The following is a 15,718-nucleotide window of genomic DNA, read 5'->3' on the forward strand; positions in this document are numbered from 1 at the left end:
CCTTCGCTAGATCGGGCCATTCTCGCCCACGAGAGGCAGCGCACCCGCTATTTCCGCCAGGGGATAGGGCGGGGGAGTCCCCCCGAACTCGGGACAGAACGCCTGGTGGTCGCACCAGCCGCACAGCGGCGTACGGCGCGGGCGCCAGTCCCCGCTGGCCGTCGCCTCCCTGATCGCCTCCCACAGGGCCTGCAACTTGCGCTCGGTGGCCCGCAGATCGCCCTCGGTCGGGTCGTACGTCAGCACGTCCCCGCTGCCCAGGTAGACGAGCTGGAGGCGGCGCGGCACCACACCGCGCAGCCGCCACAGCACCAGCGCGTAGAACTTCATCTGGAACAGCGGCTCGTCCGCGTACTCCGGGCGCGGCGCCTTGCCCGTCTTGTAATCCACCACCCGCAGGTCGCCGCTGGCCGGTGCCACGTCCAGCCGGTCCACGTATCCGCGCAGCGTCAGCCCGGACTCCAGCACCGTCTCCACGTACAGCTCGCGCTCGGCGGGCTCCAGACGCGTCGGGTCCTCCAGGGTGAACCAGCGGTCCACCAGCCGCTCGGCGCTCTCCAGCCACTGCGCCAGCGCCCCCGCGTCCACCGCGTCGTCCGCCGCCCGGAACAGCGACGCCAGCTCGGGGCGGGCCGCCAGCAGCTTCCGCCACTCGCCAGGCACCATCGCCCGGGCCCGCTCGGCCGTACGCTCGGCGGCAGGGGCGTCGAAGAGCCGTTCGAGCACGGCGTGCACCACGGTGCCGCGGGTGGCCGCCTCGCTCGGCTGCTCGGGCAGCCGGTCGATCACCCGCAGCCGGTACAGCAGCGGGCAGCGCATGAAGTCCGCCGCGCGCGACGGGGACAGCGACGACGGCGGTCGCGGCGGGATGCTCTCGGTGCTGGTGCCCATGGCAGACGACCCTACGGCCTGCCACCGACAGTGCGGGTGTCCCGCCCGGAACAGCGGGGCAATAGCATGGCTGCGGAGCCCGTCGTCCCGCATGATCGACTCAGGGTCCGTATCCGAACGAGGGGAACCAGTGAGCGAGAGCGGCCGGCCGCCGTCCAAGAACACCAACATCCCGGGCCGGGACGGCGGCAGCGACAAGCCGCCGCGCGAGCCCGGAGGCGGCATCCTCATGGGCCGCTTCTACGGTGTCCCGATCTACGTCGCCCCGAGCTGGTTCCTGGTCGCCGCCCTGATCACCTGGGTCTTCGGCGGCCAGCTGGAAACCGTGCTGCCCGAGCTGGGCCGCATCCGCTACCTGGTCTCGCTCTTCTTCGCGGTCGCCTTCTACGCCTCCGTGCTCATCCACGAACTGGCCCACACCGTCGCCGCGCTCCGCTTCCGGCTCCCCGTACGGCGGATCCAGCTCCAGTTCTTCGGCGGCGTCTCCGAGATCGAGAAGGAGTCGGAGACACCGGGCCGCGAATTCGTGCTCGCCTTCGTCGGCCCGCTGCTCTCGCTGGTCCTGGCCGGGGTCTTCTTCGGCGGCATGCAGTTCGTGGAGTCCGGCACCGTCCCCGGAGTGCTGCTCGCCGGACTCATGGTCAGCAATCTGATCGTGGCCATCTTCAACTTCCTGCCCGGCCTGCCGCTGGACGGCGGCCGGATGCTGCGCGCCGTGGTCTGGAAGATCAGCGGCAAGCCGATGACCGGCACCGTCGCCGCCGCCTGGGTCGGCCGGGGCCTGGCCATCGCCGTACTGATCGGCCTGCCCCTGCTGTCGTACGCGGGCGGCCTGCGCAACAACGGCGACGGCAGCGGCGCGGACTCGCTCACCGACGCCCTGCTCGCCGCGATCCTGGCCGCCATCATCTGGACCGGCGCGGGCAACAGCCTGCGCATGGCCAGGCTGCGCGAGCGGCTGCCGGGACTGCGCGCCCGCACCCTCACCCGCAGGGCCGTGCCCGTCACCTCCGACACCCCGCTGTCCGAGGCGCTGCGCCGGGCCAACGAGGCGGGAGCGCGCGCCCTGGTCGTGGTGGACGGCGCGGGAGCCGCGACCGCGCTGGTCCGCGAGTCCGCGATCGTCAACATCCCCGAGCACCGCCGCCCCTGGGTCGCCGTCAGCGGCCTCGCCCAGGACCTCACCCCCGGCATGCGCGTCTCGGCCGAGCTGTCGGGCGAGGAGCTGCTCGACGCCCTGCGGGCCGCCCCCTCCACGGAGTACCTGGTGGTCGAGCCCACCGGCGAGATCTACGGCGTCCTGTCCACCGTGGACGTCGAACGCGCCTTCCTCTCGGCGATGTCCCGGCCCGACGCGTGAACGGGCCGACGCGTGATCGGGCCACGTCGGCGGCCCTGGCGAACGGGCGGCCGGAAGCCGCGTGAACAGGCGGCCGTAAAACAGCCGGTAGGGTGGTCTTATGTCCGAACCGACCGGTGCCGCCCGCCGACGCGGGCCCTTCAAAGTCGGGGACCAGGTCCAGCTCACCGACCCCAAGGGACGCCACTACACCTTCACGCTCGAAGCCGGAAAGCAGTTCCACACCCACAAGGGCGCTTTCCCGCACGACGAGCTGATCGGTGCTCCCGAGGGCAGTGTTGTCCGAACCACGGGAAACGTCGCCTACCTCGCGCTGCGCCCCCTGCTCCCCGACTACGTCCTGTCCATGCCCCGCGGCGCCGCCGTGGTCTACCCCAAGGACGCGGGGCAGATCCTGGCGATGGCCGACATCTTCGCCGGCGCCCGGGTCGTCGAGGCGGGCGTGGGCTCCGGCTCGCTGAGCAGCTTCCTGCTGCGGGCGATCGGCGACCACGGCATGCTGCACAGCTACGAGCGCCGCGCCGACTTCGCCGAGATCGCCACCCAGAACGTGGAGCGCTACTTCGGCGGCCCGCACCCTGCCTGGCAGCTCACCGTCGGCGACCTCCAGGACCACCTCTCGGACACCGACGTGGACCGGGTCATCCTGGACATGCTGGCGCCCTGGGAGTGCCTGGAGCCGGTCGCCAAGGCCCTGGTCCCCGGCGGCATCCTGTGCGCGTACGTGGCCACCACCACGCAGCTCGCCCGTACCGTGGAGGCCATCCGCGAGCACGGCACCTTCAACGAGCCCGCGGCCTGGGAGACCATGGTCCGCACCTGGCACGTCGAGGGACTGGCCGTCCGCCCCGACCACCGGATGATCGGACACACCGGCTTCCTGCTCACCGCCCGCCGCCTCGCGGACGGCGTGGAGCCCCCGCTGCGCCGCCGCAGGCCCGCCAAGGGCGCCTACGGCGAGGACTACACAGGACCCGGCAGCGCGAGCGGCGGCTCCGCCCCGGCCGACGCCGCCCCGTAGCGCCACCCGGTCAACAGCGCCGTTTCGGCCAACTTCACCCGGCCGCCGCCGGTTTGCCCTCCGATGGGCACCGGCGGCGGCTTTTTCGCGGTCCGATTCTCCGGGTCCGTGGGCCTTTCCCCGCACCGCACGCGCGGTACCACGGGCAACTGCCGCCCCGCCGTTCCCCCCTGGTGTGACGTATGGCACCATGCTGGCCACCCCCGCCGTTCGACCCCAGGAGACAGGCGAGTGCAGCCGTCCGCAGGCCCGGCCCTCCCGCACACCCGCACCCGCACGGTGCACTGGATCACCACGGCCGCCGCGCTCGGCGCCATCGTGGCCGCGGGGGCCCTCGTACAGCCCGCGGACGCCTCATCGGGCGGCGCCAAGGCGCCCGCCACCCCGGTGGCCGCGCCGGACCCCCAGGCGGTCACGTACCCGCTGGACTGCGCGGGCGCCCCGGTAGAGGTCCTGAACCACGTGTCCGGCGACCTGGACGGCGACGGACGGCCCGAGACGGTCGTCGTGGTGCGCTGCCGGACCGACACCGGCACCCCGCCCAGCGGCGTCTTCGTCCTCGCCGCGCCCGCCACCGCGGGCGGGCGTCCGACGATCGCCGAGACCCTGGTCAGGCCCGCCGACAAGCGGTCCGTCACCGGCTTCCGGCTCCAGGGCCGCACCGTACGGGCCACCGTGCTCGGCTATTCGAGCGACACCACGCCGCGCTGCTGCCCCGACCTGAAGCGGGACTACTCCTGGGAGTGGCGCGACGGCCGCTACGTGGCGCTGCCCGGCCCGGCGAACAACAGCATCTGACCGCGGGCGGCCTCCGGCCGCACGGGCCCGGCGCCCGCCCCCGGCCGCCCGTCCGGCTCAGTCGGCGTCCGGGCCGTACACCTCGACCCGGTCCGCCGCGCGCCGCACGTGAATGCAGTCGCCCGGGCACTCCTTGGCCGAGTCCACCACATCCCGCAACAGCGGCAGCGGTACGGGTACGGTGGCACCAGGTGTCTGGAGCAGCTCGGCTTCCTCACCCTCCGGAGCCGGACCCTTCACATAGGCCAGCCCGTCGATGTCCAGCTCGAAAATCTCGGGCGCGTACTGCACGCAGATCCCGTCACCGGTGCAGAGGTCCTGGTCGATCCAGACCTCGAGTGCTTCGGCCGTCTCGTTGCCCACGGAAACCCTCGCCTGCCGTTCGTCGTTCAGGAAGCATCGGAAACTCATCAGCAACACCATCAGGAAGCAACAGCCTTCGCAGGGTGTTGACCGGATCGACGATACAACCGGCGGCTTTCCGATGGTGATCGGCGGGTCTCGGTGGGTATCTCACTGGCGGAGGGACGTACGCAAGGGTGAAGATCGGACACACCGCGATCGTCTTTTTGATCTAGGGGTTTACACCCCTACCGGCCCAGGTAGGGTCTGGAAACGTCCAGCTCCCCTTGGAGGAGGTGAGGACCGTGGCGGCCCACGACGACGACTACAACCGTGGCGGCCGACCCGCTCGTGGTTCGGAAGACCCCATGAGCCAGGTCGCCTTTCTTGAGCAGGAGATCGCCGTCCTGCGACGCAAGCTCGCCGATTCTCCGCGGCACACGAGGATTCTCGAGGAGCGGATCGTCGAGCTGCAGACCAACCTGGCAGGTGTGTCCGCGCAGAACGAACGGCTGGCGAACACCCTCCGGGAGGCCCGCGACCAGATCGTGGCCCTCAAGGAGGAAGTCGACCGGCTCGCGCAGCCACCTGCCGGCTTCGGCGTATTCCTTCAGGCGAATGACGACGGCACGGCCGACATCTTCACCGGCGGGCGCAAGCTCCGGGTGAACGTCAGCCCGGCCGTCGACCTCGAAGACCTCAGGCGCGGACAGGAGCTGATGCTCAACGAAGCGCTCAATGTGGTCGAGGCGATGGAGTTCGAGCGCGTCGGCGACATCGTCACCCTCAAGGAGGTCCTGGAGGACGGCGAGCGCGCCCTGGTGATCGGACACACCGACGAGGAGCGGGTGGTACGGCTCGCCGAACCTCTCCTCGACGGCGCCCTGCGGACCGGCGACGCCCTGCTGCTGGAACCGCGCTCCGGCTATGTCTACGAACGGGTCCCCAAGAGCGAGGTCGAAGAGCTCGTTCTCGAAGAGGTGCCCGACATCGACTACCGCCAGATCGGCGGACTCGGCGGCCAGATCGAGCAGATCCGCGACGCGGTGGAGCTGCCCTATCTGCACGCCGAACTCTTCAAGGAGTACGAACTGCGCCCGCCCAAGGGCGTGCTGCTCTACGGCCCTCCCGGCTGCGGAAAGACCCTCATCGCGAAGGCGGTCGCCAACTCGCTGGCGAAGAAGGTCGCCGAGGTCACCGGGCAGCCGCAGGGCAAGAGCTACTTCCTCAACATCAAGGGTCCCGAGCTGCTGAACAAGTACGTCGGCGAGACCGAGCGGCAGATCCGCCTGGTCTTCCAGCGTGCGCGGGAGAAGGCGAGCGAGGGCACCCCCGTCATCGTCTTCTTCGACGAGATGGAATCCCTCTTCCGCACCCGCGGATCCGGTGTCAGCTCGGACGTGGAGAACACCATCGTCCCGCAGCTCCTCGCCGAGATCGACGGTGTGGAGGGCCTGGAGAACGTCATCGTCATCGGCGCGTCCAACCGTGAGGACATGATCGACCCCGCGATCCTGCGGCCCGGCCGCCTGGACGTGAAGATCAAGATCGAGCGTCCCGACGCCGAAGCGGCCAAGGACATCTTCTCGAAGTACCTGGTCGACACCCTGCCGCTGCACACCGAGGACCTCTCGGAGCACGGCGGATCCAAGGCGGGCACCGTGGACGCCATGATCCAGTCGGTGGTCGAGCGGATGTACTCCGAGACGGAGGAGAACCGCTTCCTGGAGGTCACCTACGCCAACGGGGACAAGGAAGTCCTCTACTTCAAGGACTTCAACTCCGGAGCGATGATCCAGAACATCGTCGACCGGGCCAAGAAGATGGCGATCAAGGACTTCCTCGACCACGACCAGCGCGGCCTGCGCGTCTCCCACCTGCTCGCCGCCTGTGTGGACGAGTTCAAGGAGAACGAGGACCTGCCCAATACCACCAACCCCGACGACTGGGCCCGTATCTCCGGCAAGAAGGGCGAGCGGATCGTCTTCATCCGCACCCTGGTGACCGGAAAGCAGGGCGCGGACACCGGACGCTCCATCGACACCGTGGCGAACACGGGACAGTATCTGTAAGCACTACCCTCCGGCTGCGGGTCCCCACAGCGGGTACCCGCAGCCGGTGTGTTTCCGGCTCAGCACGGGCCGGAGCCGGGCAAGGAGGGCCGCATGACCGTACGGCGAGTAATGGGCATCGAGACGGAGTACGGCATCTCGGTCCCCGGCCACCCCAACGCCAATGCCATGCTCACCTCGTCCCAGATCGTCAACGCCTACGCGGCGGCGATGCACCGGGCCAGGCGGGCCCGCTGGGATTTCGAGGAGGAGAACCCGCTGCGGGACGCCCGGGGCTTCGACCTCGCCCGGGACTCGGCCGACTCCACGCAGCTCACCGACGAGGACATCGGCCTGGCCAATGTGATCCTCACCAATGGCGCGCGGCTGTACGTCGATCACGCGCACCCCGAGTACTCCTCGCCCGAGATCACCAATCCGCGGGACGCGGTGCTGTGGGACAAGGCGGGCGAGCGCATCATGGCCGAGGCGGCGCTGCGGGCGGCGCAGCTCCCCGGCGCGCAGCCGATCCACCTCTACAAGAACAACACCGACAACAAGGGCGCGTCCTACGGCACGCACGAGAACTACCTGATGAAGCGGGAGACCCCGTTCTCGGACATCGTGCGGCACCTGACGCCCTTCTTCGTCTCCCGCCAGGTCGTGACCGGCGCGGGCCGGGTCGGCATCGGCCAGGACGGCCGTGAGGACGGCTTCCAGATCAGCCAGCGCGCCGACTACTTCGAGGTCGAGGTGGGCCTGGAGACCACCCTCAAGCGCCCGATCATCAACACCCGCGACGAACCGCACTCCGACGCCGAGAAGTACCGCAGGCTCCATGTGATCATCGGCGACGCGAACCTCTCCGAGATCTCGACCTACCTCAAGCTGGGCACCACCGCGCTGGTGCTCTCCATGATCGAGGACTCCTTCATCAAGGTGGACCTGGCCGTCGACCAGCCGGTCCGCACCCTGCACGAGGTCTCCCACGACCCCGCACTGCGACAGCTCGTCACGCTGCGTAACGGCCGGACGCTGACCGCGGTACAGCTCCAGATGGAGTATTTCGAGCTGGCCCGCAAATACGTCGAGGAGCGCTACGGCGTCGACGCGGACCCGCAGACCCGCGATGTGCTGGCCCGCTGGGAGGACGTGCTCAACCGGCTGGAGAACGACCCGATGAGCCTGTCGGGCGAGCTGGACTGGATCGCCAAGCGCGAGCTGCTGGAGGGCTACCGGCGCCGCGACAACCTGGGCTGGGACGCCGCCAGGCTGCACCTGGTCGACCTCCAGTACGCCGACGTACGCCCCGACAAGGGCCTCTACAACCGGCTGGTGGAGCGCGGCCGCATGCGGCGGCTGCTGGACGAGCCCGATGTCGTCAGGGCCGCCACCAAGCCGCCCGAGGACACCAGGGCGTACTTCCGCGGGCGCTGTCTCGAACAGTACGCGGACGACGTCGCCGCCGCCTCCTGGGACTCGGTGATCTTCGATCTGCCCGGCCGGGACTCGCTCCAGCGGGTTCCCACGCTGGAGCCGCTGCGGGGCACCCGCAAGCACGTGAAGGAGCTGCTGGACCGCTGTCGCACGGCGGAGGACCTGGTACGGATCCTTTCCGGCGGCTGATCCGCGGCTGAAACGGTCCAGAACCGGGAAACAACCCAGTGGCACTCGTACGTTGACGTAATCGAGCGCTGATGTCGGGCCCTGCTTGTAGGGTCTGATCTTGTAGGCAGTCAACCGAGCGCACGGAATAGCGGGGTGAGGGACATGGCTACCAAGGACACCGACGGCGGACAGCAGAAGGCGACGCGTTCCACGGAGGAGGTCGAGGAGGTCCAGCAGGACGCCCAGGCGGCCGACGACCTCAAGGAGCGCCAGGAGAAGCTCTCCGACGACGTGGACTCGGTGCTGGACGAGATCGACGACGTACTCGAGGAGAACGCCGAGGACTTCGTGCGTTCCTTCGTGCAGAAGGGCGGCGAGTAGGTGGCAGCCGGCACGTATGGCACCGGACGGCTCCCGGCGGCGTTCCTGACGCCGGGATCCTCCTCCTTCCTGGACTTCCTGGGCGACCACTCGCCGGAGCTGCTGCCGGGCAACCGGTCGCTCCCGCCGGTCAAGGGCGCCGTCGAACTCCCGCACGGCACCACCATCGTGGCCGCCACCTTCAGCGGCGGGGTCATCCTCGCCGGTGACCGGCGGGCCACGATGGGCAATGTCATCGCCCAGCGCGACATCGAGAAGGTCTTCCCCGCCGACGAGTTCTCGGCGGTCGGCATCGCGGGCACCGCGGGCCTCGCGGTGGAGATGGTCAAGCTCTTCCAACTGGAGCTGGAGCACTACGAGAAGATCGAAGGGGCGACGCTGTCCCTGGAGGGCAAGGCCAACCGGCTGTCCACCATGATCCGCGGCAACCTCGGCATGGCGCTCCAAGGGCTGGCCGTCGTCCCGCTCTTCGCCGGATACGACACCGAGCGCGAGAAGGGCCGCATCTTCTCGTACGACGTGACCGGCGGCCGCAGCGAGGACGTGGGCTTCACCGCGACCGGCTCCGGCTCGGTCTACGCCCGCAGCTCGCTGAAGAAGCTCTACCGCAGCGACCTCACCGAGCGTCAGTTGGCCACCGCTGTCATCCAGGCGCTCTACGACGCCGCGGACGACGACTCGGCCACCGGCGGCCCCGACATCACCCGGCGGATCTACCCGATCGTCGCGGTGATCACCGAAGAGGGCTTCCGCAGGCTCAGCGAGGCCGAGGTCTCCGAGATCGCCCGCGCCGTGCTGGACGGACGTCTGGAGCACCCCGACGGCCCGCGGGCCGAAGTGCTCTGAGAGCCGGTCAGTTGAGAACCGGTCAAGCGACGCATCCCTCAGAGCCGACAGCAGAAAGGCACGGTTAGCCGGTGTCCACGCCCTTTTACGTTTCACCTCAGCAGGCCATGGCCGACCGCGCCGAGTACGCCCGCAAGGGCATCGCGCGTGGCCGCAGCGTCGTCGTGCTCCAGTACACCGACGGCATCGTCTTCGTCGCCGAGAACCCGTCCCGCGCACTCCACAAGGTCAGCGAGATCTACGACCGGATCGCCTTCGCGGCGGTCGGGAAGTACAACGAGTTCGAGAATCTGCGGATCGGCGGCGTGCGCTACGCCGATCTGCGCGGATACACCTACGACCGCGAGGACGTGACGGCCCGTGGGCTGGCCAACGTCTACGCGCAGACCCTGGGCACCATCTTCTCCAGCGTGGGGGAGAAGCCCTACGAGGTCGAGCTGATCGTCGCGGAGGTCGGCTCGGCCCCCGAGGACGACCAGATCTACCGGCTGCCGCACGACGGGTCGATCGTCGACGAGCACGGCGCGGTCGCGGTCGGCGGCAACTCCGACCAGATCGGCAGCTACCTCGACCAGCGGCACCGCGACGGCATGACGCTCGCCGAGGCGCTGGCGCTGGCCGTCGAATCCCTCGGCCGCGACAACAACGGCAGCGACCGCCAGCTCACCGCCGAGCAGTTGGAGGTCGCCGTCCTCGACCGCACCCGCCCCCAGCAGCGCAAGTTCAAGCGCATCCTCGGCCGCCAGCTCTCCCGCCTGCTGGAGACCGAGTCCGCCTCGACGGCCACCACGGACGACCCCTCGGACGAGGAGGAGTAGCGCCCCGCGCGGGCGCGGCCCGCCCCCCGCGGGGGGCGGGCGGCGACCTGGCGAGGGATCAGGCCGGCGGCGGGGCCGAGGAGCCGCGGACGACGAGTTCGACGGGGAGTTCCACCGGCCCGACGGAGCCCCCGTCGAGAAGGCTGAGCAGCGCGGTCATACCGCGGTCCCCGACCGCCTCGGCGGGCAGCCGCACGCTGGTCAGCTCGGGATCAAGCGCGGTGGCCAACGCCAGATCGTCGAAGCCGGTGACGGACAGGTCCGCGGGCACCCGGAGCCCCAGGCTCCTGGCGGCCTTGCACGCCCCCGCGGCCAGGATGTCGTCGTCGCACAGCAGGGCGGTGGGCCGGGGGCCCGGCCCGCGCAGAGCGCGCAGGGCGGCGGAGCGACCGGAGTCCACGTCCAAGGAGCAGCGCTCGGAGGTGAGTTCCGCTCCGGGAACCGCGGCCAGCTCGGCCGCGACCGTCCGCGTGCGCTCGTGGAAGGTCCAACTGTCGATGTCGGCCGCGACATGGGCGATCCGCCGGTGCCCGAGCGCGACGAGGTGGCGCACCACCTGCCGGAATCCGTCGCCGACCGCCAGGTCGACCGTGGGGGGACCGCCCGGCGCCGCCGGACCGCTGTCCAGCATCACCAGCGGCAGTTCACCGCCGCCGATGCCGGTCAGGGCGTCCGCGGCCATCGAGGAGGCGATGACCCCGTCGATGGCCGCCCGGGCGGAGCCGAAGGGGTCGCGGGCCGGTCCGACGCCGTCGGGTGACGGGTAGAGCACCACGCCGAAGCCGTGCTCGGCGGCGACCAGCGCCGCCCCCGTGTAGACGCGGGCGAAGTACTCGTTGGTGAGCGCGGGCACCACCATCAGGGCCGTCCGGGTGCGGCCGAGCCGCAGATTGCGGGCGGCGAGATTCGGCCGGTAGCCGAGCCGCCCCGCCGCGTCCCGCACGGCGTGCGCCGTCCGCTCCGACACCCGGCCGTGCCACTTCCCGCCGAGCACGAGCGAGACCGTCGCCTGCGACACTCCGGCCGCCCGCGCGACGTCACGAGAGGTCGGCCGCGTACTCCCCGTCAACCTTCCGCACCCTTCCCGTTCGCTCCTGCGGGTGGACCCGCCGACTGCCGACATGGTACGTATGACCGTAGACGTTATACGTAACACGTGAGCGGTCGCGGCCTTCGGGTCGCGGTGCGGGTCGCGGCCCGTGACCCGCCGGTCACGGCGGCGAGGCACCGGGGACCGCCGGGGGAGAGGGGCCGGGATGGCTGGGCGGACCGCGGGATACGGGGACCTGCTGCGTACACGGCACGCCGCACGGCTGCTCGGCGGGACCCTCCTCGGACGGCTGCCCAACGCCATGGCGGCGCTCGCCATCGTGCTCTTCGCGCGCTCCGAGGGCGCCGGATACGGCCTCGCGGGCACCCTGTCCGCGATCTACGGCGCCGCCGTCGCCATCGGGCAGCCGCTGCTCGGCCGGGCCGTCGACCGGCGCGGCCAGCCGCGGGTGATGACCGCCGCCGCGCTGCTGGCCGCGGCGGGCTTCGGACTGCTCGCGGCCGTCGGCCCCGACCCGCTGCCGCTGGCCGTCGCCGCCGTCGTCCTGGCCGGGGTCGCCACACCGCCGCTGGAGGGCGGCCTGCGGGCCCTGTGGGCCTCCGTGCTGGGCGACGAGGAGCGGGTGCAGAAGGCGTACGCGCTGGACGCCGCCGCGCAGGAGGTGCTGTTCACCCTCGGGCCGCTGCTGGTGACCGTCATCGTCTCGGCCGCCTCGCAGGCCGTCGCCCTGATCGTCACCGGCGCGCTCGGCGTCGCGGGCACCCTCGTCGTGGTGACCTCCCGCCCCTCCCGGCAGTGGCGGGCCGTCCCGCACGAGGCCCACTGGCTCGGCGCGCTGCGCTCACCGGGCCTCGCCGTCCTGCTCGGCGCCTTCTTCTTCGTCGGCATCGCCCTCGGCGCCGTCTCGCTGGCCGCCGTGGCCTACGGCGACGCGCACGGCGGCGGCCCGGTCGCCGCGTACGTCCTGGCCGCCAACGGCGCGGGCGCCCTCGTCGGCGGCCTCACCTACGGCGCCCGCGTCTGGTCCGGCGTGCCCGAGCGCCGCCTGCGGCTGCTCTCGGTCGGCCTCGCCCTCTGCTACCCGCCGCTGGCGCTGGTGCCGGGCCTGCCCTGGATGCTGCCGCTGGCCGCGCTCGCCGGACTCTTCCTCGCCCCCGCCCTGGCCTGCGGCTTCCTCGTGGTCGACCGACACGCCCCGGCCGGCACCGTCACCGAGGCGTTCTCCTGGGTGGTGACCTCCGCCGGGGTCGGCGCGGCGCTCGGCACGGCCGCCGCCGGAGTCGCCGCCCAACACGGCGGAACGGCCGCCGGATTCGGGGTCGCGGGCGCGGGCGGCGCGGTCGCGATGCTCGTCCTGCTGTGCACCGGCCGAATCCTGACGCCGCCAAACCTCCGGAGCCCCTCCGAAAAAGATCGAAACGGAGCGGTCGAACCTCGTTTCAGCACCACGCATCAGGCGTAATGTTCAGACATGGACCGCCGCATTTTCGGGCTGGAGAACGAGTACGGCGTCACATGCACGTTCAGGGGACAGCGGCGTCTGTCCCCTGACGAGGTGGCGCGGTACCTCTTCCGCCGTGTCGTGTCATGGGGCCGGAGCAGCAATGTTTTCCTCCGCAACGGTGCCCGCCTCTATCTCGACGTCGGTTCGCACCCGGAGTACGCCACTCCCGAGTGCGACAACGTCACCGAACTCGTCACGCACGACAAGGCCGGCGAACGCATCCTTGAGGGCCTTCTCGTGGACGCCGAACGGCGCCTTCACGAAGAGGGCATCGCAGGCGATGTGTACCTCTTCAAGAACAACACCGACTCGGCCGGCAACTCCTACGGATGTCACGAGAATTACCTGGTCGCCAGGCACGGGGAATTCTCCCGGCTCGCGGACATCCTCATTCCGTTCCTCGTCACCCGGCAGCTTCTGTGCGGCGCGGGGAAGGTGCTCCAGACCCCGCGCGGCGCCGTTTTCTGCGTGAGCCAGCGGGCCGAGCACATCTGGGAGGGTGTCAGCTCCGCCACCACCCGCTCCCGTCCGATCATCAACACCCGCGACGAGCCGCACGCCGACGCCGAGCGCTACCGGCGCCTGCACGTCATCGTCGGCGACTCCAACATGTCCGAGACCACGATGCTGCTCAAGGTCGGCGCCACCGACCTCGTCCTGCGGATGATCGAGGCGGGCACCGTGATGCGCGACCTGACCCTGGAGAACCCGATCCGGGCCATCCGCGAGGTCAGCCACGACATTACCGGCCGCCGCAAGGTCCGGCTCGCCTCGGGCCGCGAGGCGTCCGCCCTGGACATCCAGCAGGAGTACTACTCCAAGGCCGTCGAGTTCTGCGAGCGCCGCGGCATCCGCAGCGGTGTCATCGAGCAGGTCCTGGAGCTGTGGGGCCGCACCCTGGACTCCATCGGCAGCGGCGACCTCGCCCGGATCGGCACCGAGATCGACTGGGTGATGAAGTACCAGCTCATCGAGCGCTACCGGAACCGGGACAACATCACGATGTCCCACCCCCGGGTCGCCCAGATCGACCTCGCCTACCACGACATCCACCGCCGCCGCGGCCTGTACTACCTGCTGGAACGCAAGGGCCAGGCCAAGCGGATCTGCACCGACCTGAAGATCTTCGAGGCCAAGTCGGTGCCCCCGCAGACCACCAGGGCGCGGCTGCGCGGCGACTTCATCCGCCGCGCGCAGGAACAGCGCCGCGACTTCACCGTCGACTGGGTGCACCTGAAGCTCAACGACCAGGCGCAGCGCACCGTGCTGTGCAAGGACCCCTTCCGGTCGGTCGACGACCGGGTGGAGAAGCTCATCGCCGGCATGTAGGCCGGTACGCGAGCCGATATGTCCTACCGGCGGCGTGACATCCCGGTACGACCTGTCGGTTAGACGTACCGGCGCACGCCATGACCCGGCGTCACAGACGGCACACAGGCCCCGTGCAGAACTCGTACGGGGCCTGTGGCACGCCGTAGGGTGTGGGACGGCATCCAGCCGCCGTTCCCGAACCCGATCCGAACCGAGGACATCCGTGCGCCGACGCTCCGTACTGCTCGCCGTGCCCGCGCTCATGCTCACCGCCGCCGGTTGTGGCAGCGACGACAGCAAGAGCAAGAGCGACCCGGCGGCATCCGAATCCCCCTCGACCTCGGGCTCGCCGTCCGCGTCCGCCACGCCCAGCACGAAGATCGTGGCGGGCCCCGTACCGGACATCACCGGCGGCACCAAGTTCGGCGACAAGCCCACCGTCGCCAAGGGCACCGGCACCCCGTCCACCGACCTGGCCGTCAAGACCGTCATCCAGGGCGACGGCGCCGCCATCGTCGCGGGCGACTACGTCACGACCAACTACCTCGGCCAGATCTGGGACACCGCCAAGGTCTTCGACACCTCCTACGGCCGCGCGCCGTACACCAACGTCATCGGCCAGGGGAAGGTCATCCCCGGCTGGGACAAGGGCCTGGTCGGCCAGAAGGTCAACAGCCGCGTCGAGATGGCGATCCCGCCGGCCCTGGGCTACGGCACCTCGGGCAACTCCCAGGCGGGCATCAAGGGCACCGACACGCTGGTCTTCGTGATCGACGTGCTGGCGACCTACAACGCCAAGAGCTCCGCCAAGGGCAAGGCCGTCCCGCAGAACGACGCGAATCTGCCGAAGGTCGGCACCAACACCGACGGCAAGGCGCCCAGCATCACGGTGCCCAAGGTCAAGGCGCCGACCAAGCTGGTCTCCGAGTACATCCTGGAGGGCGACGGCGCCGCGGTGAAGGCCACCGACACGCTGCTGCTCCAGTACAAGGGCGTGCTGTGGGACGGCGGCAAGGAGTTCGACGCCAGCTACACCGCCGGTCAGCTCGCCGCCTTCCCGCTCGCTCAGCTCATCAAGGGCTGGCAGGAGGGCCTGGTCGGCAAGAAGGCGGGCAGCCGCGTCATGCTGGTGACCCCCGGAGACCTGGCCTACGGCGCCACGCCGCCCAGCGGCAGCAACATCCCGGCCAACGCCACCCTGGTCTTCTCCTTGGACATCCTGGCGATTCTGTAAGACTGTCCAGGTTGCCCGCAACGCACAAGGAGCATTGAAGTGAGCATCGAGAAGCCCGAGATCGACTTCCCGGGCGGCGAGCCGCCGGCCGACCTGGAGATCAAGGACATCTGGGAGGGCGACGGCCCGGTCGCCAAGGCCGGGGACACGGTCTCCGTCCACTACGTCGGCGTGGCCTTCTCCTCCGGCGAGGAGTTCGACGCGAGCTGGAACCGCGGCTCCGCGCTCCAGTTCAAGCTCGGCGTCGGACAGGTCATCGCCGGCTGGGACCAGGGCGTGCAGGGCATGAAGGTCGGCGGTCGCCGCCAGCTCATCATCCCCGCGCACCTCGCCTACGGCGACCGCGGCGCCGGCGCCGCGATCAAGCCCGGCGAGACCCTGATCTTCGTCTGCGACCTCGTCGCCGTCTGATCGGGCCCGTCCGCACAGCCGTCACAGGAGCCCCGGCCTGCCAGGCCGGGGCTCCTCGGCTTTTGTCGCGGGACCTCGGAGCGGTACGGTC

The 15,718-nt window shown here is 70.4% G+C and carries 15 protein-coding genes; 12 read left to right on the forward strand and 3 right to left on the reverse strand.

The annotated features are described in order from the left end of the window. Positions 1-6: 6 nt before the first annotated feature. On the reverse strand, positions 7-891 hold the full coding sequence (locus tag ACIO6U_RS20900) for a PD-(D/E)XK nuclease family protein (RefSeq protein ID WP_355333010.1): 885 nt from the start codon (positions 889-891) through the stop codon (positions 7-9). A gap of 91 nt (positions 892-982) precedes the next feature. On the opposite strand from ACIO6U_RS20900, the gene ACIO6U_RS20905 reads away from it, so the two are divergent. From ACIO6U_RS20905 to ACIO6U_RS20915, 3 genes are all read left to right on the forward strand, one after another. Beyond that, positions 983-2,251, forward strand: coding sequence for a site-2 protease family protein (locus ACIO6U_RS20905; protein WP_401721144.1), 1,269 nt, complete (start codon positions 983-985; stop codon positions 2,249-2,251). Positions 2,252-2,351: 100 nt separating this feature from the next. Further along, complete coding sequence (locus tag ACIO6U_RS20910; protein WP_391046230.1) at positions 2,352-3,272, forward strand: tRNA (adenine-N1)-methyltransferase; 921 nt, start codon at positions 2,352-2,354, stop codon at positions 3,270-3,272. 231 nt (positions 3,273-3,503) lie between these two features. Further along, entirely contained in the window at positions 3,504-4,070 is a 567-nt protein-coding gene (locus ACIO6U_RS20915; RefSeq protein WP_401721147.1) for a hypothetical protein, read from the forward strand. A 57-nt stretch (positions 4,071-4,127) separates the two neighbouring features. Here the strand turns inward: ACIO6U_RS20915 and ACIO6U_RS20920 are convergent, their stop codons facing one another. Further along, positions 4,128-4,481: a ferredoxin gene (locus ACIO6U_RS20920; protein ID WP_355333001.1), complete on the reverse strand. Its 354-nt coding sequence runs from the start codon at positions 4,479-4,481 to the stop codon at positions 4,128-4,130. Between the two features lie 236 nt (positions 4,482-4,717). On the opposite strand from ACIO6U_RS20920, the gene arc reads away from it, so the two are divergent. The 5 genes from arc to prcA all read left to right on the forward strand — a co-directional run bounded on the left by arc (position 4,718) and on the right by prcA (position 10,116). Next, positions 4,718-6,484 (forward strand): proteasome ATPase, encoded by a 1,767-nt coding sequence (arc, locus tag ACIO6U_RS20925; RefSeq protein ID WP_355332999.1) that lies wholly within the window; start codon positions 4,718-4,720, stop codon positions 6,482-6,484. Between the two features lie 93 nt (positions 6,485-6,577). Further along, positions 6,578-8,089 carry a depupylase/deamidase Dop gene (dop, locus tag ACIO6U_RS20930; protein WP_355332996.1) on the forward strand — a complete coding sequence of 504 codons (1,512 nt, stop codon included), beginning with the start codon at positions 6,578-6,580 and terminating at the stop codon, positions 8,087-8,089. Between the two features lie 144 nt (positions 8,090-8,233). After that, positions 8,234-8,452: a ubiquitin-like protein Pup gene (locus ACIO6U_RS20935; RefSeq protein WP_188282985.1), complete on the forward strand. Its 219-nt coding sequence runs from the start codon at positions 8,234-8,236 to the stop codon at positions 8,450-8,452. Continuing rightward, positions 8,453-9,298 carry a proteasome subunit beta gene (gene prcB / locus ACIO6U_RS20940; protein WP_355332993.1) on the forward strand — a complete coding sequence of 282 codons (846 nt, stop codon included), beginning with the start codon at positions 8,453-8,455 and terminating at the stop codon, positions 9,296-9,298. A gap of 71 nt (positions 9,299-9,369) precedes the next feature. Next, positions 9,370-10,116 (forward strand): proteasome subunit alpha, encoded by a 747-nt coding sequence (prcA, locus tag ACIO6U_RS20945; RefSeq protein WP_188282987.1) that lies wholly within the window; start codon positions 9,370-9,372, stop codon positions 10,114-10,116. 58 nt (positions 10,117-10,174) lie between these two features. On the opposite strand, the gene ACIO6U_RS20950 is transcribed toward prcA, so the two are convergent. Then, positions 10,175-11,239 carry a substrate-binding domain-containing protein gene (locus tag ACIO6U_RS20950; RefSeq protein WP_391046236.1) on the reverse strand — a complete coding sequence of 355 codons (1,065 nt, stop codon included), beginning with the start codon at positions 11,237-11,239 and terminating at the stop codon, positions 10,175-10,177. A 133-nt stretch (positions 11,240-11,372) separates the two neighbouring features. On the opposite strand from ACIO6U_RS20950, the gene ACIO6U_RS20955 reads away from it, so the two are divergent. The 4 genes from ACIO6U_RS20955 to ACIO6U_RS20970 all read left to right on the forward strand — a co-directional run bounded on the left by ACIO6U_RS20955 (position 11,373) and on the right by ACIO6U_RS20970 (position 15,627). Then, positions 11,373-12,629, forward strand: coding sequence for an MFS transporter (locus ACIO6U_RS20955; protein WP_355332988.1), 1,257 nt, complete (start codon positions 11,373-11,375; stop codon positions 12,627-12,629). 9 nt (positions 12,630-12,638) lie between these two features. Beyond that, on the forward strand, positions 12,639-14,000 hold the full coding sequence (gene pafA, locus ACIO6U_RS20960; RefSeq protein ID WP_355332986.1) for a Pup--protein ligase: 1,362 nt from the start codon (positions 12,639-12,641) through the stop codon (positions 13,998-14,000). Positions 14,001-14,205: 205 nt separating this feature from the next. Next, positions 14,206-15,216, forward strand: a complete 1,011-nt coding sequence (locus ACIO6U_RS20965; protein ID WP_401721154.1) for an FKBP-type peptidyl-prolyl cis-trans isomerase — start codon at positions 14,206-14,208, stop codon at positions 15,214-15,216. Positions 15,217-15,255: 39 nt separating this feature from the next. Continuing rightward, positions 15,256-15,627 carry an FKBP-type peptidyl-prolyl cis-trans isomerase gene (locus tag ACIO6U_RS20970; RefSeq protein ID WP_188282992.1) on the forward strand — a complete coding sequence of 124 codons (372 nt, stop codon included), beginning with the start codon at positions 15,256-15,258 and terminating at the stop codon, positions 15,625-15,627. Positions 15,628-15,718: the final 91 nt, after the last annotated feature.

This window comes from Streptomyces sp. NPDC087422 (assembly GCF_044744145.1).
GTDB lineage: Bacteria > Actinomycetota > Actinomycetes > Streptomycetales > Streptomycetaceae > Actinacidiphila.

Coding starts and splice junctions, on each gene's coding strand:
- pafA (WP_355332986.1), top strand. CDS start 12,639: ATGGACCGCCGCATTTTCGGGCTGGAGAACGAGTACGGCGTCACATGC.
- ACIO6U_RS20920 (WP_355333001.1), bottom strand. CDS start 4,481: ATGAGTTTCCGATGCTTCCTGAACGACGAACGGCAGGCGAGGGTTTCC.
- ACIO6U_RS20950 (WP_391046236.1), bottom strand. CDS start 11,239: ATGTCGGCAGTCGGCGGGTCCACCCGCAGGAGCGAACGGGAAGGGTGC.
- ACIO6U_RS20910 (WP_391046230.1), top strand. CDS start 2,352: ATGTCCGAACCGACCGGTGCCGCCCGCCGACGCGGGCCCTTCAAAGTC.
- ACIO6U_RS20955 (WP_355332988.1), top strand. CDS start 11,373: ATGGCTGGGCGGACCGCGGGATACGGGGACCTGCTGCGTACACGGCAC.
- ACIO6U_RS20900 (WP_355333010.1), bottom strand. CDS start 891: ATGGGCACCAGCACCGAGAGCATCCCGCCGCGACCGCCGTCGTCGCTG.
- dop (WP_355332996.1), top strand. CDS start 6,578: ATGACCGTACGGCGAGTAATGGGCATCGAGACGGAGTACGGCATCTCG.
- ACIO6U_RS20905 (WP_401721144.1), top strand. CDS start 983: ATGATCGACTCAGGGTCCGTATCCGAACGAGGGGAACCAGTGAGCGAG.
- ACIO6U_RS20935 (WP_188282985.1), top strand. CDS start 8,234: ATGGCTACCAAGGACACCGACGGCGGACAGCAGAAGGCGACGCGTTCC.